The sequence below is a fragment of the Streptomyces fungicidicus genome, from assembly GCF_003665435.1.
Lineage (GTDB): Bacteria > Actinomycetota > Actinomycetes > Streptomycetales > Streptomycetaceae > Streptomyces > Streptomyces fungicidicus.
Genome location: NZ_CP023408.1, coordinates 604,081 through 623,450, shown reverse-complemented (window position 1 = coordinate 623,450; position 19,370 = coordinate 604,081). Strand labels below are relative to the sequence as shown.

Below are 19,370 nucleotides of genomic sequence, written 5' to 3'. Positions count from 1 at the left end.
GTACGTGGCCGGGCGCCGGGGCCGGCGTCAGCCGCGCAGCCCGGTGAGGATCCTGTCCGGGGTCAGCGGGAGGTCGCGGAAGCGGACGCCGGTGGCGTGGTGGACGGCGTTGCCGATGGCGGCCGCGGTGCCCACGTTGCCGATCTCGCCGATGCCCTTGCCTCCCACGGGGTTGAGGTGGGCGTCGTCCTCGTCGATCCAGTGCGCCTCCACGGCGGGCACGTCGGCGTGCGCGGGCACGTGGTACGACGCCAGGTCGGACTCGGTGAAGTCGCCGAACGCGGCGTCCATCGTGCTGCCCTCGGTCAGCGCCATGCCGAGCCCCATGACCATGCCACCGACGAACTGCGACCGTGCGGTGCGGGCGTTGAGGATCCGTCCGGCGGCGAAGACGCCGAGCAGCCGGCGCACCCGGACCTCGCCGGTGACGGAGTCGACGGTGACCTCGGCGAAGTGCGCCCCGAAGGCGTGCCGGGCGTACGGGCTCTCGGCGTCCGCCCGGCCGGCCGTGTCGGCGTGGGCGCTGACGCCCTCGTCGGGCAGCGGGGCGGTGCGGCCGGCCAGCCTCCCGGCCAGCGCGGTGCAGGCGTCGTGCACGGCCCAGCCCCAGGAGGCGGTGCCGGAGGACCCTCCGGCCAGCGACGCGGACGGCAGGTCGCTGTCGCCGATCTCGGTCCGTACCCGGTCCAGGGCCACTCCGAGGGCGTCCGCCGCCACCTGGGTGAGCACGGTACGGGCGCCGGTGCCGATGTCGGTGGCGTTGACGCGTACGACGAACGTTCCGTCGGGCAGCGCCCGCGCCTCGGCGGTGGACGGCTGCACGAGAACCGGGTAGGTGGCCGCCGCGACGCCCGTGCCGACGAGGAGGTGTCCCTCCGCGCGGGAGCGGGGGCGGGGGTCCCGGTGCTCCCAGCCGAAGCGTCGCGCGCCCTCCTCCAGGCACTCGGTGAGATGCCTGCTGCTGAACGGCTTTCCGCTGTCCGGTTCCCGCTCGGGTTCGTTGAGCAGGCGCAGCCGCACCGGGTCCATGCCGAGGGCGGCGGCGAGTTCGTCCATCGCGGACTCCAGGGCGTACATGCCGGGTGACTCGCCGGGTGCGCGCATCCAGGACGGGCTCGGCACATCCAGGCGGACCACGCGGTGCAGCGTACGGCTGCTGGGCGTGGCGTACATGACGCGTGCGGGGACCGCCGCCTGTTCCACGAACTCCTTGATGCGGGAGCTGTGGGTGACGATCTCGTGGGTCAGGCCGGTCAGCCGGCCGTCGGTGCCCGCGCCGAGCCGCAGCCGGTGCAGGGTGGGGGCGCGGTGCCCGACGACGGCGGGCAGCTGACGGCGGGGCAGGGCCACGGTCACCGGCAGGCCGGTCGCGCGGGCGGCCATGGCGGCGAGCACGACGTCGGGGCGCGGGGTGCCCTTGGAGCCGAAGCCGCCTCCCACATGGGCGGTGTGGACGGTGACGCGGTCCTCGGGCAGCGCGAACAGCGCGGCGAGTGTGGCGCGCACCGCCGTGCCGCCCTGGCTGGAGGTGTGCACGACGAGGCGCTCCCCCTCCCAGCGGGCCGTGCTGGCGTGGGGTTCCATCGGGTGGTTGTGCAGCGGCGGCACCCGGTAGGAGACGTCGACCCGGACGGGGGCGGTGGCGAAGGCGCCGTCGGGGTCCCCGTACTCGCGGCGGGCGGGATGGCCGCCGTTGGCGGTCCCCGGCTCGTACGCCTCCGGGTGGTCCGCGCGGAGCGTCACGTCGTGGTCCTCCACGGCGTACTCGACCCGGACGGCCGAGGCGGCGGCGCGGGCCTCCTCCGGGGACCGGGCGACGACGAGTGCGACGAACCAGCCCCGGTGCGGCACCCGTTCGTCCCGCAGCACGGCCAGGGTGGGGTCGTCGGGCTCGGCGATCCGGGGGGCGTTCTCATGGGTGAGCACGGTCAGGACGCCGGGCAGGGCCCGGGCGGCGGAGGTGTCGACGGCCGTCACCCGGCCGCGGGCCACCGTCGCCGGGACGGGCCAGGCGTGGGCGCGGTCCGGCTGCGGGTGTTCCGCGGCGTACCGGGCGACGCCGGTGACCTTCTGGCGTCCTTCGCGGCGTACGGCCGGGGCACCCAGCGCGGTGCCGGTCATGGTTCCTCCTGTGGGGGTGCCGAAGGTTCGGGGCCGATGGTTCAGGTCCGGGCGGACCGGGCGAGCCGGGTCAGGACGTCCACGGCGAGATTGCGGGCCAGGGGCACCTTGTAGCCGTTCTCCCGCAGCGGCCGGGCCGCCTCGAGTTCCAGGTCGACGGCGTGGGCGAAGGTGTCGGCGGTGGCGGGGGCGCCCCGCAGCGCGGCCTCGGCGCGTTCGGCCCGCCACGGCTTGTGGGCGAGCGCGCCGAAGGCGAGCCCCACATGGGCGACGGTGCCGTCCTCGGACGTGGCCAGCACGGCGGCGACCGACGCCAGGGCGAACGCGTAGGAGGCGCGGTCGCGGGCCTTGCGGTAGGCGGAGGGCAGCGACGCGGTGGTGGCGGGGAGGACCACGCCGGTGATCAGCTCGCCGGGCCGGATCTCGGTGTCCCGTTCCGGATGGTCGCCGGGCAGCCGGTGGAACCGGTCCGCGGGGACGTCCCGGGCGCCCTCGTCGCCGAGCAGTTCCACGCGTGCGCCGAGGGCGGCCAGGGCGACGGCCATGTCCGAGGGGTGGGTGGCGACGCAGTGCTCGGAGTGGCCGAGCACCGCGTGGTCGCGGTCGGTGCCTTCCAGGGCGCCGCAGCCGCTGCCCGGCGCCCGCTTGTTGCAGGGCTTGGACAGGTCCTGGAAGTAGGGGCAGCGGGTGCGCTGGAGGAGGTTGCCGCCGGTGGTGGCGGAGTTGCGCAGCTGTCCGGAGGCGCCGGCCAGGAGCGCCTGGGACAGCGCGGGATAGCGGTCGCGGACCAGGGGGTGGGCCGCGAGGTCGCTGTTGCGGACGGTGGCGCCGACTCGCACGGAACCGTCGGGCAGTTCCTCCACCGCGTCGAGCGGCAGGCGGCCGACGTCGACGAGGACGTCGGGGCGTTCCACGCCCAGTTTCATCAGGTCGACGAGGTTGGTGCCGCCGCCGAGACAGCGGGCGCCCGGGTGCGCGGCGAGCGCCCCGGTCGCCTCCTCGACGGTGCGGGCCCGTACGTATCCGAAGGGCTTCACGGGGTCACGTCCTCCACGGCCTCGACGATGCGCGGATAGGCGCCGCAGCGGCACAGGTTGCCGCTGAGCCGTTCACGGATCTCGGCGGCGTCCAGCGGGAGCGGCCGTCCCGAGGGGGCGGCGGGGTCGGTGACGTGGGACGGGTGCCCGGCCGCGGCTTCGGCGAGGGCGCCGACGGCGGAGCAGATCTGCCCGGGGGTGCAGTAGCCGCACTGGAAGGCGTCCCGGTCGAGGAAGGCCTGCTGCAGCGGGTGCAGTCCGTCGGCTCCGTCGGTCAGGCCCTCGACCGTGGTGACCTCGGCGCCGTCCAGGGAGACCGCCAGCAGCAGGCAGCTGTTGACGCGGCGGCCGTCGACCAGGACCGTGCAGGCCCCGCACTGGCCGTGGTCGCAGCCCTTCTTGGCGCCCACGAGGTCGAGGTCCTCGCGCAGGACGTCCAGCAGGACCCTCCGGTGGTCGAGGACGAGGGTGTGCGGCTTGCCGTTGACCCTGAGGGTCGTTTCCGAGCGGTGCTCGTGGGGGGACTCGCTGCTCATGCGGTGGTGGCCTTCCGGGCGGGGCGGGCGGTCAGCCGGCGGCGTTGTCGACGCGCAGCCGCACCTGGTCCTCCAGGCGCCGGAGGCTGGTGTCGAGGGCGTCGCCGACGGTCTGCTCGCCCGGGTCGTGGCTGTCGTCGAAGAAGGAGAGGTGGACCGTGACCTCACTGGCTCCGCCGTCGATGCCGGCGACCTGGAGCCAGCCGGTGTAGCCACCCTGCTCGCGGGTGCCCCATTCGAGCCGCATCTGGTCCCGCCGGGCGCGGAAGAGGGCGGAGACGTCCTCGTCGGTGCGGTCCTCGTGCACGGTGACGGCGGGCGGTTCCCCGGCGTGCACATGCAGGTCGCCGGGGAGCCACTCACCCATCCGGCCGATGTCGGCCGCCTGGTCGAAGACGTGCTCGGGTGGTGCGGGCATGGTGTGCGCACGCTCGTACTCGGTCATCGCGGTGCCGTTCCTGGGTCGGGGTGTCCGGCGGTCGGGGGCGGTCCGGCTGCATGGCGTCGTTCGTCGCCGGGGACCATCCTCCGCGCCTGGCCGGGGCCGTCGGAGTGCTCGCCGCCGGTCTGCGCCGGCTTCCTGTCGTGAGTGTCGGTCGCGCCTTCGCTCCCCGCCACCGAGGGGGGTGCGCGGCCGGCGCGCGGCCGGCGCCGTCGAGCGCCTTCCGGGGGCCGGCCGGCCCGGAGTCGGTCATGGCAGCCCTCCCGTGACGGGGCGGCGCGGCAGGTCCGCGCGGGGATCCGGCGGGTACCCGGTCGCCGGGAGGTGATTCAGCCCCGGTCCACGGCCGGCACGAGTAGGCGGCGCAGCCGATCCGAGTAGGCGTACTCAGGCGCGGGGGGCCGGGGGCGTCGGAGGCTGACCGGCAGGAATCCCGTCTGCCGGAAGGACGTCCCTTGCTCAGCCGTGCCGCCGCCGCCCTGCTGCCGTTGTTCGGGCGGCTCACCGTCACCCGCGAGACGGAGGGGCCGTTTCCCGCGGGGAGTGTCTTCGTCGCCAACCACGACTCGACGGCCGATCCGGCCCTGGTGCTGGCCGCCCTGCGCCGGGTGGGCGTGACCCCGGTCGTCATGGCGACGGCGGGGCTGTGGCGGGTGCCGGTGCTGGGGCGTGCCCTGACGAGGGAGGGCCATGTTCCGGTGCACCGGGGATCGGCCCGCGCGGCGGACGCGCTCGAGGCCGCGGCGGAGGCGGTGCGGGCGGGACGTCATGTGCTGATCTACGCGGAAGGGGGCCTGCCGTCGCGCCTGGACGCGGCGTGTGCGGCGCCCCGGCCGTTCCGTACGGGTCTGGCGCGGCTGGCGGCCGCCACCGGCGCGCCGGTGGTCCCCGTGGGGCAGGCGGGGGCCCGGCGGCTGGCCTCGGGAACGGCCGCCAAGCAACTCGCCGGTGTGCTCACCGCGCCGCTGCGCCGTCCGCGTCTGCACGTCCACATCGGCCGGCCCGTGCACCTTCCGCCGGACACGGCGACCGGGACGGCGACGGCGCACCGGGCGGTCGGCGCGGCCTGGCAGCGGGCCGCCCGCGCGGTGGGCGAGCCGGCCCTCCGCGGCTGACCACGCGGCGGCACCGCTATCCCTCGGTGGTTTCGGTGCGGTCGGCGAGGCGTTCGTAGCGCTGCCGGGCGGCCTGCGGGCTGCGCAGGCCCAGGCCGAAGGCGATCTCCGGCCAGGTCATGCCGCGTCCCCGTGCCATCTGCAGCAGGCCGGCCTCGAGTTCGTCCATCTCCGCGCGGGCCCGCGGTACGAGGCTCAGCGCGGCGGTGATGTCCGCCCGGTCCACCTCGGGCTCGCCGTCCTGGGGCAGCGCGGCGCCGCTGAGCAGGAACGCCACGAGCCGGACGGCCTCGTGCGGGCCGATGACACCGGGGTGGACCTGGCGGCGGCGCTGCTCGTCGGTGGCCGCGTGACGCTCGGCGATGCGGAACAGGGAGGCGTGCGTCCGCTGCACCCGTGCGGCGTCCGAACTCGGCCGGGTGAAGGGGTCGTCGGGCTCTTCGGGGGTGTTCTGTGCCATGCGGGGAGAATCGCAGCATGAACAGTTTGTTGTCAATAAAATATTTTCACGGACGCTCGATGAGTTCCGGCGCCGCCGCACGTCCACCATGCGAAAGCCCCACCCACCGACCCGGACCCACGACGAGGGGACGACGCCATGAGCGCCGAGCGGACCATCACGGACAACGAGTTCTCCTACCACCTGACCCGTCTGCTGGACGCCCCCGCGGCCAGGGTGTGGCAGGCGTGGACCACGCCCGGCCAGTACGCCCGGTGGGCGTACGCCGCCCCCGGCTCCGTCGAGATGGACGTCCGGCCGGGCGGCGCCTGGAAGGCCACCATGCTCACGCCCGACGGCGACCGGTTCCCGCTGACCGGGTCCTACCTCGAGGTCGACGAGAACCGCCGGCTGGTGGTGGGGATGGACGTGCCCGGCAAGCCGGAGCCGTCGGCGATGACCGTGGAACTCGGCGAGGACGGCGGCCGGACGCGGATCGCGCTCCGCCAGACCTGCGACACGGCGGAGGAACGCGACATGGCCGAGCAGGGCAGCACCATGCTCCTCGACAGCCTGACCGCCTATCTGGCCGACGGCGCGTAGGGCGCCCGGCGCGCCCGGCCCCGCGTGGTCGGACCCGTCCGCCGGTGCGACGCTGGGGTGGACAGGTGCCCGAGGACGAGACCTGGAGGGAGACCGATGGGACGGGACGTCCCGGCGCTCACCTTCACCCGCGAGGACCGCCGCCGCTACCGGATCAAGATGCAGGAGTGCCTCGACACGTTCGCGCAGATGCTGCGCGAGTCACGGTTCGAGGCGGAGCGGCCCCAGGTGGGCCTGGAGATCGAGCTGAACCTGGTCGACGACCGGGCCGAGCCCGCGATGCGCAACACCGACGTGCTGGAGGCGATCGCGGACCCGGCCTGGTCGACGGAGCTGGGCCGGTTCAACCTCGAGATCAACATCCCGCCCCGGCGCCTCACGGCGGGCGGCCCGGACGCCTGGGAGGCGGAGATCCGTGCCGCGCTGAACCACGCGGAGCGGCGCGCCGGGTCGGTCGGCGCGCGCCTGATCATGACGGGCATCCTCCCCACCCTGCGCCAGGAGGACGTCGGCGAGGGATCGCTGTCGGAGAACCCGCGCTACCGGCTGCTCAACGACCAGATCTTCGCGGCGCGCGGGGAGGACCTGCACATCGAGGTGACCGGCATCGAGCGGCTGCGGACGTACGCGGACACGATCACCCCCGAGGCCGCCTGCACCAGCACGCAGTTCCACCTCCAGGTGTCCCCCGAGCGGTTCGCCGACTACTGGAACGCGGCGCAGGCGATCGCCGGGGTCCAGGTCGCGCTCGCGGCGAACTCGCCCTTCCTGTTCGGCAAGGAGCTGTGGCACGAGACGCGCGTCCCGCTGTTCGAGCAGGCCACCGACACCCGCCCGCAGGAGATCAAGGTGCAGGGGGTGCGGCCCAGGGTCTGGTTCGGGGAGCGCTGGATCACCAGCGTCTTCGACCTCTTCGAGGAGAACCTGCGCTACTTCCCGGCCCTGCTCCCCCTGTGCGACGACCAGGACCCCGCCGAGACGCTGGAGCGCGGCGACACCCCCGAACTCGGCGAACTGACCCTGCACAACGGCACCATCTACCGCTGGAACCGCCCGGTCTACGCCGTCGCCCACGACGCACCGCATGTGCGGGTGGAGAACCGGGTGCTGCCGGCGGGCCCGACCGTCGCCGACACCCTCGCCAACGGCGCCTTCTACTACGGGCTCACCCGCGCCCTGGTGGAGGAGGACCGGCCGGTGTGGTCGCGGATGTCCTTCTCGGCCGCCGAGGACAATCTGCGGACGGCGGCCCGGTACGGCATCGACGCCCGGCTGTTCTGGCCGGGGATGGGCGAGGTGCCCGCGTCCGAACTGGTGCTGCGGCGGCTGCTGCCGCTGGCGCACCGCGGGCTGGAACGCTCCGGCATGGACGACGCCTGGCGGGAGCCGCTGCTGGGCGTCATCGAGCAGCGCTGTGTCACCGGGCGCAACGGGGCGGTGTGGCAGAAGGAGATGTTCCATCACATCGAGGCCGTCGCGCACTGCGGCCGGCACGAGGCGCTGCGGCGGATGACCCAGCAGTACATCGACTACATGCACCTCAACGCCCCGGTCCACACCTGGCCCGTCGACTGAAGCGGGCGGGCGCGTCAGCCCGGCCGGCGCCCGGTGTCGGAGTCGTCGGGGTCGACCCCGGTGAAGGCGGACTCGTCCTTCGTTCCGCCGGGACGCCCGGAGCGGCCCCGGCGGCCCGTACCCCGCCTGCCCTCCTCCTCCTGGTCCGCGTACTCCTCGCCCCGCCGGGCGTCACTGCGCGTCACATCCCCCGGGACGGAGGAGCGCTCCTCCTTGGCGGGCTCGCGGCCCGCTCCGCGTGACGGCGCGTGTTCCTCCGCGTGGAAGGACCTGCGCGCGCTCGGGTTCTCCTCCTGCCGTGTGTCGTCGACGTCCGGGGACCAGCCGTGCTGTTCGCTCCCCCGGTGACGGCTCGGCCCCTGGCCCCGTGACGGCTGCGGAGACTTACGGTCTTCGGGCATGTGTCGGCCCACCTGTCCGCTTTCGTGGGGCACGTCCCTCGGCGCCCCGGCAGTAAAAGCCTCCCACTCGTGGCAGAAGAGGGCATATCGGGTGGGGTGGCGTTCGGCCCGCCACGGCCGGCCGCCTGCCAGGTGCCCCGAAGAGTCACACCTGAGGGTGACGAGCGGGATTCGTGTCCACGCTCACGGTCCGGTATGTCCGACGATCACATTCATCCGGGCCGCCCCTCACCGACGGCCGCAGCATCCCCGGAAGGGCCCTCGTCATGCGCGTCCTGCTCAGCGTCCCCGGCAGCCGCGCCCCGCGCCGGAGGTACGGCCGGCCGCGCGAGGTCACCCGGTCGGCGCAGCGTCCAGCGGGTTCCTCCGGGACGCGCGCACGGCTCGTGGCGAGGGCGGCCGGGAGCGGGCGCCGCGGGGCCGTCACCCCGCCGGCGGCGGTGCGCGAGCGGGAACGCGCGCACACACGCAGGATTTTCCTCGACCCCGGTGCGCCGACGCCCGTGCGCAGCGAACCACCGGCCGCCCCGCCTGCGGTGCCGGCCGGACCGGCCGACGCTTGACCCAAGGAACCGGGCCGAGACACCGGCACTGCCGCATTCCTCCCCAGGAGGCGTTGATGAACGCAGCACCCCCGGCCGCACACGCCGAGGCGGACACGTCCGGCGGTATCGGCACGGACGAGAAGCCGATCCACATCCTCTGGATCAACGCCGGGCTGAGTTGCGACGGCGACTCGGTCGCCCTGACCGCCGCCATGCAGCCCAGCATCGAGGAGATCGCCCTGGGCGGTCTGCCGGGCCTGCCGAAGATCGCCGTGCACTGGCCGCTCATCGACTTCGAGTGCGGGCCGGTCGGCGGGGCCGACACGTTCATCGAGTGGTTCTTCAAAGGCGAGCGCGGCGAGATCGATCCGTTCGTGCTCGTCGTCGAGGGGTCCGTCCCCAACGAGGCGATCAAGAAGGAGGGGTACTGGTCCGGATTCGGCGACAACCCGGAGACCGGCCAGCCCATCACCACCAGCGAGTGGATCGACCGGCTCGCGCCCAAGGCCCTCGCGGTCGTGGCCATCGGCACCTGCGCCACCTACGGCGGCATCCACGCCATGGCCGGCAACCCGACCGGCGCCATGGGCGTGCCCGACTACCTGGGCTGGGACTGGAAGTCGGCGGCCGGCATCCCGATCGTCTGTGTGCCGGGCTGCCCCATCCAGCCGGACAACTTCGCCGAGACCCTCACCTATCTGCTGTACCAGGCGGCGGGTTCCGCGCCGATGATCCCGCTGGACGACAAGCTGCGCCCCACCTGGCTGTTCGGGGCCACCGTCCACGAGGGGTGCGACCGGGCCGGCTACTACGAGCAGGGCCAGTTCGCGACGGCGTACGACTCCCCGACGTGTCTGGTGAAGATCGGCTGCTGGGGACCCGTGGTGAAGTGCAACGTGCCCAAGCGCGGCTGGATGAACGGCATCGGCGGCTGCCCGAACGTCGGCGGCATCTGCATCGCCTGCACCATGCCCGGCTTCCCCGACAAGTTCATGCCGTTCATGGACGAGCCGCCCGGCGCGAAGCTCTCCAGCACCGCCAGCGGCGCCTACGGGGCGGTGGTGCGCAAGCTGCGGGACATCACCGCGCGGACGGTGGACAAGGAGCCCAAGTGGCGGCACACCGGCCGGAAGATCACCACCGGCTACCGGCCGCCCTGGTGACCGGCGCTCCCCCGCCCCGGCGGACCGCCGCCCCGTGACCCGCTCACCGACCCGAACGACCGAAGGGCAGCACAGACACGATGGCGACCTCGACGACGACCGGTGACGGCACCGGCCTGGTGGAGATGGCGTGGGACCCGATCACCCGGATCGTGGGCAGCCTCGGCATCCACACGAAGATCGACTTCAAGCAGAAGCGGGTCGCCGAGTGCTACAGCACCTCGTCGGTCTTCCGCGGCTACAGCCTGTTCATGCGGGGCAAGGACCCGCGCGACTCCCACTTCATCACCAGCCGCATCTGCGGCATCTGCGGTGACAACCACGCCACCTGCTCCGTCTACGCGCAGAACATGGCGTACGGGGTGAAGCCGCCGCACCTCGGCGAGTGGATCATCAACCTCGGCGAGTCCGCGGAGTACATGTTCGACCACAACATCTTCCAGGAGAACCTGGTCGGGGTCGACTACTGCGAGAAGATGGTCCGCGAGACCAACCCGGGCGTCCTCGAACTCGCCGAGCGCACCGAGGCGCCGCACGCGGCCGAGCACGGCTACCGCACGATCGCCGACATCATGCGCTCGCTCAACCCCCTGGAGGGCGAGTTCTACCGGGAGGCGCTCCAGGTCAGCCGGTACACGCGGGAGATGTTCTGCCTCATGGAGGGCCGCCATGTGCACCCCTCCACGCTGTACCCGGGCGGCGTCGGCACCGTCGCCTCGGTCCAGCTCTTCACGGACTACATGACCCGCCTCATGCGGTACGTGGAGTTCATGAAGCGGGTGGTGCCGCTCCACGACGACCTGTTCGACTTCTTCTACGAGGCGCTGCCCGGCTACGAGGAGGTCGGCCGCCGCCGGGTGCTGCTCGGCTGCTGGGGCGCGCTGAACGACCCCGAGTACTGCGACTTCACCTACGCCAACATGACCGACTGGGGACGGCGCATGTTCGTCACCCCGGGCGTGATCGTCGACGGCAAACTGGTCACCAACGACCTCACCGAGATCAACCTCGGCATCCGCATCCTGCTGGGCAGCTCGTACTACGAGGACTGGGAGGGGCGGGAGCAGTTCGTCACCCACGACCCGCTCGGCAACCCGGTCGACCCGCGCCACCCGTGGAACCAGCACACCGTCCCCGCCCCGCAGAAGCGGAACTTCGACGACAAGTACAGCTGGGTGATGTCCCCCCGCTGGTTCGACGGCAAGGAGCACCTGCCGCTGGACACCGGTGGCGGCCCCCTCGCCCGGCTGTGGTCCACCGCGCTGTCCGGGCTCGTCGACGTCGGGTACGTCAAGGCGACCGGACACAGCGTCGTCATCAACCTGCCGCGTACGCTCACCAAGCCGGAGACCACCTTCGAGTGGAAGATCCCGCAGTGGTCCAACGCCCTGGAGCGCAACCGCGCCCGCACCTACTTCCAGGCGTACTCCGCCGCCGTGGCACTGCACTTCGCGGAGAAGGGCCTCGAGGAGGTACGCGCCGGACGCACCCAGACCTGGGAGAAGTTCGAGGTGCCGGAGGAGTCGATCGGCGTCGGCTTCACCGAGGCGGTGCGCGGGGTCCTCTCGCACCACCTGGTCATCCGGGACGGCAGGATCGCCAACTACCACCCGTATCCGCCGACCCCGTGGAACGCCTCGACCCGCGACACCTACGGCACTCCGGGCCCGTACGAGGACGCGGTGCAGAACACGCCGATCTTCGAGGAGAACTCCCCGGAGAACTTCAAGGGCATCGACATCATGCGCGCCGTGCGCAGCTTCGACCCGTGTCTGCCGTGCGGGGTGCACATGTACGTCGGTGACGGCCGGACGGTGAAGTCGATGCACGTGCCCACCGGCCTGAGCGGTCTGGCCGGATGAGCGGCAGGGGCGCCGGGCCGAACGCGGAGACGGCGGGCCGGATGGTCGAGGAGGTCCTCGACCGGATCGCCTCCGCCGGCGACCGCGCGGCGTGCGAGTCCGCCGAGGAACTCGTGCGCGTGCTCATGGAGTTCTACGGCGCCGCCTTCGCCCGTGCCATGGATCTGCTCAGGCACGGCCCGGACCGGCCGGCCCGCGAGGCCGTGGCAGCGCTGCTCCGTGACGAACTGGTCGGCGGCCTGCTGGTGCTGCACGGACTGCACCCGGAGGACGTCCCGGCCCGGATCGCCCACGCCCTCGACGCCCTCCCGCAGTCCGTGGAGAGCACCGGATTCGACCCGGCCACGGGCGAGTTGCGGCTGCGGCTCCTCGGCTCGGGGGGCTGCGGCTGCGGTGACTCCCGGGAGGCCGTCGAGCAGGCGGCACGTGACACGCTGGCGTGTCTCGCGCCCGAGGTGGCGGCCGTGACGGTGGAGGCGGACGCCCCCGGGCCGGTGCTGCTCCAGATCGGCTCCGGCCCGCCCGGAGCGTCCCCGTCCGCGCCGGACGGCCGCCCGCCGGCCACCACGGCGCCATGAGCGCCCACCCGCCGGGACCGGACACCCGGCGAGCCCCGGTGCGCCGGGGCCTGTCCCGGTTCACCGGGCCCCGGCCGGCCCGCGAGGAACGGTGCGAGCTGTGCGCGGCCGCGCTGCCCGACCCCGGTCACCGGCATCTCGTCGACACCGAGAACCGCGCGCTGGCCTGCGCCTGCGACCCCTGCGCACAGCTCCTCACCGGGCAGGGCGGGGACACGGGCCGGTTCCGCACCGTGCCCGGCCGCTGTCTGAGCGACTCCGCGCACGGCCTCGACGAGGCGGCCTGGGAGCGGCTGCGCATCCCCGTCGGCGTCGCCTTCTTCTTCCGCAACTCCGCCCTCGGCCGGCTGGTCGCGCTGTATCCGAGCCCGGCCGGAGCGACCGAGAGCGAACTGGAGGCGGAGTCCTGGCAGTCCGTCCTGGACGCCACCCCGCTGGCCGGGCTCCTCGAACCCGATGTGGAGGCGCTGCTGCTGCGCCGCCACGAGGGCGGCGTGGAGTGCCACTTGGTACCGATCGACATCTGCTACGAACTGGTGGGCCGTATGCGACTGCGCTGGCAGGGGTTCGACGGGGGCGCCGAGGCGCGCGCCGATCTGACGGCCTTCTTCGCCCAGGTGCGCGAGCGGGCCCGGGACATCCACGGGGGCCGGCCGTGACCGAGTTCGGCTTCGCGTGCACCGGGGTGCGCGCCGACCCGTACGCGGCGGGTCCGACGCTGGTGTTCCGGCTGCGCGTGACCGCCTCCCCGAAGGCCCGGGTGCACGCGCTGGCGCTGCGCTGCCAGCTCCGTATCGAGCCCGCCCGCCGGGGGTACGACGGCGCCGAGGCCGCGGCCCTCACCGACCTGTTCGGGGAGCGGTCCCGCTGGGGCAGCACCCTCAACCCCCTGGAGTTCGCCCAGGTCCCGGTGATGGTGCGGGGGTTCACCGGCGAGACCGAGGCCGATGTGGTGGTGCCCTGCACCTACGACATGGACATCGCCTCCTCCCGCTACTTCCACGCCCTGGCGGACGGGGAGGTGCCGCTGCGGATGCTGTTCTCCGGCACCGCCTTCACCGGAGCCGGCGGATTCCGGGTCGAGCCGGTCCCCTGGGACAAGGAGGCCGTGTTCCGGATGCCGGTGAAGACCTGGCGGGAGATGGTCGACCAGCACTTCCCCGGCTCGGGCTGGATCCGGCTGCCGAGGGACGCCATGGACGCGCTGCTCGCCTACCGGTCCCGCGAGGCGCTGCCGTCGTGGCAGGAGACCGTCGGCCGGCTGCTGGACGCGGCGGGTGAGAGGACACGATGACCACGACGACGTTCACCTCCGGGGCCGAGGCCCGCCTGGCGGTGGCCCGGCACGTCGCCGACGCCGTGCTGTTCGAGGGGTACGTGCTCTACCCGTACCGCGCGTCGGCCGCCAAGAACCGGCTGCGCTGGCAGTTCGGGGTGCTGGTGCCCCCGGCCTGGACGGCGACGGCCGCGGAGCACGACGTCCAGCGCACCGAGCTGCTGATGGAGCCCCGCCGGGGCGCCACCCTCTCGGTCGAGGTGCGCTTCCTGCACGCCCAGCGGCGTACGGTGCAGCGGGTCCTGCCGGACGGCGGTTTCCGGACCGTCGGCGAACTGCGCCTCGCGGACCGGGTGATCGTGCCGTGGGACGAGGGCCGGGAAGAACGGATCCGCCTCACCGTCCCGGTGGAGGAACTGGCGGACGCCGGCACCGTGGTCCGCTTCGGCCGGCCCGCGGGCGAGGAGACCGAGCCGGTCACGGACGACGGCGGGGCGCCCGTCGGCCGGCTGGTACGGCGCCGGGAGGCGCTGGACGGCGTCGTGCGCCTGTCGGCGAGCCCGCTGGACGGCCCGTACGCCACACAGCGGCTGAGCGTGGTGGTGGAGAACACCGGGGAGTGGCTGCCCGGCGAGGGCTCCGGCCGCGACGAGGCGCTCTCCCGCTCCCTGGTCGCCACGCACACGCTGCTGCACCTGGACGCCGGACGCTTCCTGTCCCTGACGGACCCTCCGGAGTGGGCGAAGGGCCCCACCGCCGCCTGCCGCAATCTGCACACCTGGCCCGTGCTGGCCGGCGAGCCGGACTCCCGGGACCTGGTGCTCTCCTCCCCGATCATCCTGGAGGACCATCCGGCCATCGCCCCGGAGAGCCCGGGCGCCCTGTACGACGCCACGGAGATCGACGAGATCCTCGCCCTGCGCACCGCGGCCCTCACGGACGAGGAGAAGCGCGAGGCGAGGGGCACGGACGACCGGGCGGCGGCGGTGATCGACCTCACCGAGTCGATGCCGGCCGAGGTGCTGGAGCGGCTGCACGGCGCGGTCCGCGGCCTGCGCGAGGTGACCGCGCCCGCTCCCGCGGTGCCCGGTGACGCGCGGGGAGGCCCCCTCCGGCCCGACGCGCCCTGGTGGGATCCGGGCGCGGACGCCTCGGTGGACCCGGCCCACGACCACGTCCTGGTCGACGGGCGGGAGGTGCGGGCGGGCAGCCGGGTCGTCCTGCGGCCCGGGCTGCGGCACACCGACGCCCAGGACCTGTTCCTCGCCGGGCGGCGCGCACAGGTGGAGGCGGTCCTCCACGACGTCGACGGGGGCGTGCACCTCGCGGTCACCGTCGACGACGACCCGGGCGCCGACATCCGCCGGGAACAGGGCCGCTACCTCTACTTCCAGCCCGACGAGATCGACGTGGAGGCGCTGTGACCAGCGGCGCCGCGCTCCCGCGCACCCTGGTCGCCGGGGTCGGCAACATCTTCCTCGGCGACGACGGCTTCGGCGTCGAGGCCGCCCGCGCGCTGGCCGGGGAGGCGCTTCCGGAGGCTGTCGAGGTCGCCGACATCGGCATCCGCGGCGTCCATCTGGCCTACCAGCTCCTCGACGGCTACGACACGCTCGTCGTCCTGGACGCGACGGCGCGGGGCGCGGAGCCGGGCACCCTGTACGTGATCGACGCGGCGGAGCCCGGCAGCCGGCGGCCACCGGACGCCGTCGCCCTGGACGGCCACCGCATGTCGCCCGACGCGGTGCTCGCCCTGCTCGACACCCTGTGCGCGGGCACCGGCGCGGTGCCGCCGCGGCGCACGCTGGTCGTGGGCTGCGAACCCGCCACCGTCGAGGAGGGCATCGGCCTCAGCCCGCCGGTGGCCGCGGCGGTACCCGGGGCGGTCCGCCTGGTCCGCGAACTGCTCGGCGAAGCGGTCGGCGGCGAAGCCGTCGCCCGGCCCGGCCACACCTCACTCCCACCCCTTCGGAGAGCACCATGAGCAAGCGCCTCATCGGCGGCGCCGCCGCCGTCCTCACGATGTCCGCACTGGTGGCGGTCGCCGCGAACGTCTGGCCGGACGTACGGCGTTACCTGCGCATCCGCAGCATGTGACGCCCGCCGATCGGGCTACGGGCCCGGCGCGCCGGGCCGCCGGCCGCTCCGGCCGCGCCTCTAATGGCAGCGAACCCCACCCCCGGCCCAGGACGGAGCGGCGATGCACGAGATGTCCGTCGCCCTGTCGGTCGTCGACCAGGTGGAGCGGGCCGCGCGGTCCGGCGGCGCGCCCGGGGTGCGGCGGGTCGCGGTCGACATCGGTGAACTGGCCGGGGTCGTGCCCGACTCGCTCTCCTTCTGCTTCGGACTCGCCTGCGCCGGGACGCTGCTGGAGGGCGCCGAGCTCGTCACCCGTTCCGTGCCCGCCCGGGCCCGCTGCGCACCGTGCGGGCGCGCCTGGGACACCGGGATGCCGCCGGACATGATCTGCGCGGCCTGCCGCGGGGGCGCCACCGAACTGCTCTCCGGCCGCGAACTGCGGATCTCGGAGGTGCACTGGTCCGCGCCCCCAAACGCACCCGACCCCACTCCGGTACCGCAACCCGAGGAGAGCTGACCATGTGCCGCACCGTCGACCTCCGGCAGGCCGTGCTCGCCAAGAACACGAGGGCGGCAGACGTCCTGCGCACCGAACTCACCGCCCGCGGGACGACGGTGATCAACCTCCTGTCGAGCCCCGGCAGCGGCAAGACGGCCCTGCTGGAGCGTGAGCTGCTGCTGGCGCGGGAACGCGGCGTGGCGACCGCGGCCCTCACCGCGGACCTCGCCACCGAGAACGACGCCACCCGGCTGGCCCGTTCGGGCGTCCCGGTCAAGCAGGTGCTCACCGACGGGCTGTGCCATCTGGAGGCGGACATGCTCGCCGGGCACCTGCACGACTGGCTGCCCGGCGCCACCCGGCTGCTGTTCGTGGAGAACGTGGGCAACCTGGTGTGCCCGGCCGCCTACGACCTGGGCGAGTCGCTGCGGGTCGTCCTGGCCTCGGTCACGGAGGGCGAGGACAAACCGCTCAAGTACCCCACCGCTTACGGGACGGCCCAGCTGGTGGTCGTCACCAAGTCCGACCTGGCCGGTCCGGCCGCGTTCGACGAGGCCGCCTTCCGCGCCCATGTGGAGCGGGTCAACCCCGGTGTGGAGGTGGTGCTGACGTCGGTGCGGACCGGTGAGGGCGCCGGAGTCCTGGTGGACCGGGCGCTCGGGGCGGCCGACGGGGAGACAGTCCACGCGCCGGTGATGGCGCGGGCCCGGGCGTGAGCACCGCTCCCGGCGTCCGCCCCGCGCCGCCGCCGGACGCCGGCCCCGTGCGGCGCGTCCGGGTCGTCGTCCGGGGTGTGGTGCAGGGCGTGGGCTTCCGGCCGTTCGTGTACGGGCTGGCCGGCGAGCTGCGGCTGGCGGGGCATGTGACGAACACCGGTGACGGTGTGGTGGTCGAGGTCGAGGGGGTGTCCTCGGCCGTCGACCGGTTCTGCGCGCGGGTCGCGCCCGACGCGCCGCCGCTGGCGGTGGTGGAGTCGGTGGAAACCCGCGAACTGCCCGTCACACGGGAGACCGGCTTCGGCATCGTCGCCTCCCGCTCCGACGGACCGGTGCGCACGCTCGTCGCCCCCGACACCGCGACCTGCGACGACTGTCTGGCCGAGCTCGGCGACCCCGGCGACCGGCGCCACCGCCACCCGTTCGTCACCTGCACGCACTGCGGGCCGCGCTTCACCGTCGTCACCGGTCTGCCCTACGACCGTGAGCACACCACGATGGCCGGGTTCCCGCTGTGCCCGGACTGCGACCGCGAGTACCGGGACCCCGGCGACCGCCGTTTCCACGCGCAGCCCGTGGCCTGTCCCGCGTGCGGTCCGCGGCTGCGGTTCGTCGCGGGGCCCCGCTGCCCGTCCACGGACCCCGGCGGCGACCCGGTCGGCGCGGCGGTCGCGCTGCTCGCCGCGGGCGGTGTGCTCGCCGTGAAGGGCCTCGGCGGCTATCACCTGGCCTGTGACGCCACCCGGCCGCAGGTGGTGGCCGAACTGCGGCGCCGCAAGGCCCGCGGGGACAAGCCGTTCGCGCTCATGGCCCGGGACGCCGCGGACGTCGGACATCTGGTGCGCATGGGCGCGGCGGAGCGGGAACTGCTCACGGGGCGGGTGCGGCCGGTGGTCCTGATGCGGCGGCGTCCGGATGTCCGGCCGGCCCCGGGAGCGCCCGTCCCCGCCGACGCCGTCGCGCCGGGCAGCCCCGACCTGGGTGTCATGCTGCCGTACACGCCGGTGCACCATCTGCTGCTGGGGGCGCCGGGCGCACCCCGGCTGCTGGTGATGACCAGCGGCAACGTGTCCGGGGAGCCCATCGTGACGGACGACGACGAGGCCCTGGAGCGGCTGGCGGGGCTGGCCGACGGCTGGCTGACGCACGACCGGCCCGTCCAGGTGCCGTGCGACGACTCGGTGGTCCGGGTCTGCGACGGCGAGCCGCTGGTGCTGCGCCGCTCACGCGGCTACGTGCCGCTGCCGGTCACCCTGCCGGTCGAGGTGGTGCCGGCGCTCGCGGTCGGCGGCGACCTGAAGAACGTGTTCTGTCTCGGGGAGGGCGGCCGGGCCTGGCTGTCCGCCCATGTCGGCGACATGGACGGCCTCGCGGCGCAGGAGGCGTTCGGCCGCGCCGAGCGCCATCTGGAGTCCGTGACCGGTGTGCGGCCGGCGCTGCTGGCCGCCGACGCCCATCCCGGCTACCGGTCGGGGGCGTGGGCCCGGCGGCACGCCGGGGACCGTCCCGTGCTGCGGGTCCAGCACCACCACGCGCACATCGCCTCCGTCCTCGCCGAGAACGGGGTGCCGGAGGGCGACCGGGTGATCGGGGTCGCCCTCGACGGCACGGGGCACGGGGACGACGGCGCGGTCTGGGGCGGCGAGTTCCTGCTCGCGGACTACGACGGTTTCCGGCGGTTCGCGCACCTGGCGTACGTGCCGCTGCCCGGCGGTGACGCGGCGGTGCGGCGGCCGTACCGGATGGCGCTGGCGCATCTGTACGCCGCCGGCCTCGCCCTCGACCCCGACCTGCCGTGCGCCGCCGCCTGCCCGCCGGGCGAACTCGACGTGCTGCGCGCACAGCTGACGCGGGGACTGAACTGTGTGCCGACCTCCAGCATGGGGCGTCTCTTCGACGCGGTGTCGTCCCTGGCGGGGGTGTGCCACCACGCGGGGTACGAGGCGCAGGCCGCGATCGAACTGGAGGCGGCGGCGGTGCGGGCCGGTGACGGCGAGCCCCCCGACCCGCGCTACGCCTTCCGTCTCACGGACGGGCGGGGACCGCTGGCCGCGCTGCCGGGACCGCTGCTGGCGGCGGTCGTCGAGGACGTACGGCGGCGGGTTCCCCCGGCCGTGATCGCCGCCCGCTTCCACCTGGCGGTCGCCCGGCTGGTGACGGAGGTGTGCGGGGCGGCCCGAGCGGCGGCGGGACTGCGGACGGTGGCCCTGACGGGCGGTGTGTTCTCCAACGCGCTGCTCTCCTCGGCCTGCGCCCGTGAGCTGCGCGCCGCGGGTTTCACCGTACTGCGTCACCGCGACGTCCCGCCGAACGACGGCGGGCTCGCCCTCGGCCAGCTGGTCGTGGCCGGGCGGGCGGGAGCCGGAAGCCGATGACGGGCGCG

The 19,370-nt window shown here is 74.1% G+C and carries 20 protein-coding genes; 14 read left to right on the top strand and 6 right to left on the bottom strand.

What is annotated here, in order from left to right; genetic code table 11:
• Positions 1 to 27: 27 nt before the first annotated feature.
• Genes CNQ36_RS33070 through CNQ36_RS33055 form a run of 4 tightly spaced genes read right to left on the bottom strand, consistent with a single transcriptional unit; the run spans position 28 to position 4,139 of the window.
• Positions 28 to 2,121, bottom strand: a complete 2,094-nt coding sequence (locus CNQ36_RS33070; protein ID WP_121549411.1) for a xanthine dehydrogenase family protein molybdopterin-binding subunit — start codon at positions 2,119 to 2,121, stop codon at positions 28 to 30.
• A gap of 41 nt (positions 2,122 to 2,162) precedes the next feature.
• Positions 2,163 to 3,158: an FAD binding domain-containing protein gene (locus CNQ36_RS33065; RefSeq protein ID WP_121549410.1), complete on the bottom strand. Its 996-nt coding sequence runs from the start codon at positions 3,156 to 3,158 to the stop codon at positions 2,163 to 2,165.
• Entirely contained in the window at positions 3,155 to 3,694 is a 540-nt protein-coding gene (locus CNQ36_RS33060) for a (2Fe-2S)-binding protein (protein ID WP_121549409.1), read from the bottom strand. The genes CNQ36_RS33065 and CNQ36_RS33060 overlap by 4 nt, the downstream gene beginning before the upstream one ends.
• Positions 3,695 to 3,725: 31 nt before the next feature.
• Positions 3,726 to 4,139 (bottom strand): SRPBCC family protein, encoded by a 414-nt coding sequence (locus CNQ36_RS33055; RefSeq protein WP_121549408.1) that lies wholly within the window; start codon positions 4,137 to 4,139, stop codon positions 3,726 to 3,728.
• 452 nt (positions 4,140 to 4,591) lie between these two features.
• Between CNQ36_RS33055 and CNQ36_RS33050 the strand changes: the two genes are divergently transcribed.
• Positions 4,592 to 5,251 carry a lysophospholipid acyltransferase family protein gene (locus tag CNQ36_RS33050; RefSeq protein ID WP_121549407.1) on the top strand — a complete coding sequence of 220 codons (660 nt, stop codon included), beginning with the start codon at positions 4,592 to 4,594 and terminating at the stop codon, positions 5,249 to 5,251.
• A gap of 16 nt (positions 5,252 to 5,267) precedes the next feature.
• Here the strand turns inward: CNQ36_RS33050 and CNQ36_RS33045 are convergent, their stop codons facing one another.
• Positions 5,268 to 5,711: a DNA-binding protein gene (locus CNQ36_RS33045; RefSeq protein ID WP_121549405.1), complete on the bottom strand. Its 444-nt coding sequence runs from the start codon at positions 5,709 to 5,711 to the stop codon at positions 5,268 to 5,270.
• Between the two features lie 138 nt (positions 5,712 to 5,849).
• On the opposite strand from CNQ36_RS33045, the gene CNQ36_RS33040 reads away from it, so the two are divergent.
• Together CNQ36_RS33040 and CNQ36_RS33035 are read left to right on the top strand one after the other, a co-directional pair.
• Positions 5,850 to 6,293 (top strand): SRPBCC family protein, encoded by a 444-nt coding sequence (locus tag CNQ36_RS33040; RefSeq protein WP_121549403.1) that lies wholly within the window; start codon positions 5,850 to 5,852, stop codon positions 6,291 to 6,293.
• A 96-nt stretch (positions 6,294 to 6,389) separates the two neighbouring features.
• The gene (locus tag CNQ36_RS33035; RefSeq protein ID WP_121549401.1) at positions 6,390 to 7,868 is read left to right on the top strand and encodes a glutamate-cysteine ligase family protein; all 1,479 of its coding nucleotides are present in this window, start codon (positions 6,390 to 6,392) and stop codon (positions 7,866 to 7,868) included.
• Positions 7,869 to 7,882: 14 nt separating this feature from the next.
• Here CNQ36_RS33035 and CNQ36_RS33030 read toward each other — a convergent pair whose 3' ends face one another.
• Positions 7,883 to 8,269, bottom strand: a complete 387-nt coding sequence (locus tag CNQ36_RS33030) for a hypothetical protein (protein ID WP_121549399.1) — start codon at positions 8,267 to 8,269, stop codon at positions 7,883 to 7,885.
• 619 nt (positions 8,270 to 8,888) lie between these two features.
• Between CNQ36_RS33030 and CNQ36_RS33025 the strand changes: the two genes are divergently transcribed.
• The 11 genes from CNQ36_RS33025 (at position 8,889) to hypF (ending at position 19,362) form a co-directional block, all read left to right on the top strand.
• Complete coding sequence (locus tag CNQ36_RS33025; protein ID WP_121549397.1) at positions 8,889 to 9,977, top strand: NADH-quinone oxidoreductase subunit B family protein; 1,089 nt, start codon at positions 8,889 to 8,891, stop codon at positions 9,975 to 9,977.
• A gap of 80 nt (positions 9,978 to 10,057) precedes the next feature.
• Positions 10,058 to 11,839 carry a nickel-dependent hydrogenase large subunit gene (locus CNQ36_RS33020; protein ID WP_121549395.1) on the top strand — a complete coding sequence of 594 codons (1,782 nt, stop codon included), beginning with the start codon at positions 10,058 to 10,060 and terminating at the stop codon, positions 11,837 to 11,839.
• The gene (locus CNQ36_RS33015) at positions 11,836 to 12,417 is read left to right on the top strand and encodes a hypothetical protein (protein WP_121549393.1); all 582 of its coding nucleotides are present in this window, start codon (positions 11,836 to 11,838) and stop codon (positions 12,415 to 12,417) included. The genes CNQ36_RS33020 and CNQ36_RS33015 overlap by 4 nt, the downstream gene beginning before the upstream one ends.
• Positions 12,414 to 13,076, top strand: coding sequence for a DUF5947 family protein (locus CNQ36_RS33010; protein WP_121549391.1), 663 nt, complete (start codon positions 12,414 to 12,416; stop codon positions 13,074 to 13,076). The genes CNQ36_RS33015 and CNQ36_RS33010 overlap by 4 nt, the downstream gene beginning before the upstream one ends.
• Positions 13,073 to 13,711, top strand: coding sequence for a DUF6084 family protein (locus CNQ36_RS33005; RefSeq protein ID WP_121549389.1), 639 nt, complete (start codon positions 13,073 to 13,075; stop codon positions 13,709 to 13,711). Before CNQ36_RS33010 ends, CNQ36_RS33005 begins: the two co-directional genes overlap by 4 nt.
• Entirely contained in the window at positions 13,708 to 15,117 is a 1,410-nt protein-coding gene (locus CNQ36_RS33000) for a hypothetical protein (protein WP_121549388.1), read from the top strand. Before CNQ36_RS33005 ends, CNQ36_RS33000 begins: the two co-directional genes overlap by 4 nt.
• Positions 15,114 to 15,677, top strand: a complete 564-nt coding sequence (locus CNQ36_RS32995) for a hydrogenase maturation protease (RefSeq protein WP_121549387.1) — start codon at positions 15,114 to 15,116, stop codon at positions 15,675 to 15,677. The genes CNQ36_RS33000 and CNQ36_RS32995 overlap by 4 nt, the downstream gene beginning before the upstream one ends.
• Positions 15,674 to 15,790: a DUF6893 family small protein gene (locus CNQ36_RS35895; protein ID WP_387912898.1), complete on the top strand. Its 117-nt coding sequence runs from the start codon at positions 15,674 to 15,676 to the stop codon at positions 15,788 to 15,790. The genes CNQ36_RS32995 and CNQ36_RS35895 overlap by 4 nt, the downstream gene beginning before the upstream one ends.
• Positions 15,791 to 15,893: 103 nt before the next feature.
• Positions 15,894 to 16,289, top strand: a complete 396-nt coding sequence (locus CNQ36_RS32990) for a hydrogenase maturation nickel metallochaperone HypA/HybF (protein ID WP_121549386.1) — start codon at positions 15,894 to 15,896, stop codon at positions 16,287 to 16,289.
• Positions 16,290 to 16,291: 2 nt separating this feature from the next.
• The gene (gene hypB, locus CNQ36_RS32985) at positions 16,292 to 16,987 is read left to right on the top strand and encodes a hydrogenase nickel incorporation protein HypB (protein WP_121549385.1); all 696 of its coding nucleotides are present in this window, start codon (positions 16,292 to 16,294) and stop codon (positions 16,985 to 16,987) included.
• Positions 16,984 to 19,362 (top strand): carbamoyltransferase HypF, encoded by a 2,379-nt coding sequence (hypF, locus tag CNQ36_RS32980; RefSeq protein ID WP_121549384.1) that lies wholly within the window; start codon positions 16,984 to 16,986, stop codon positions 19,360 to 19,362. Before hypB ends, hypF begins: the two co-directional genes overlap by 4 nt.
• The last annotated feature ends 8 nt before the right edge of the window (positions 19,363 to 19,370 follow it).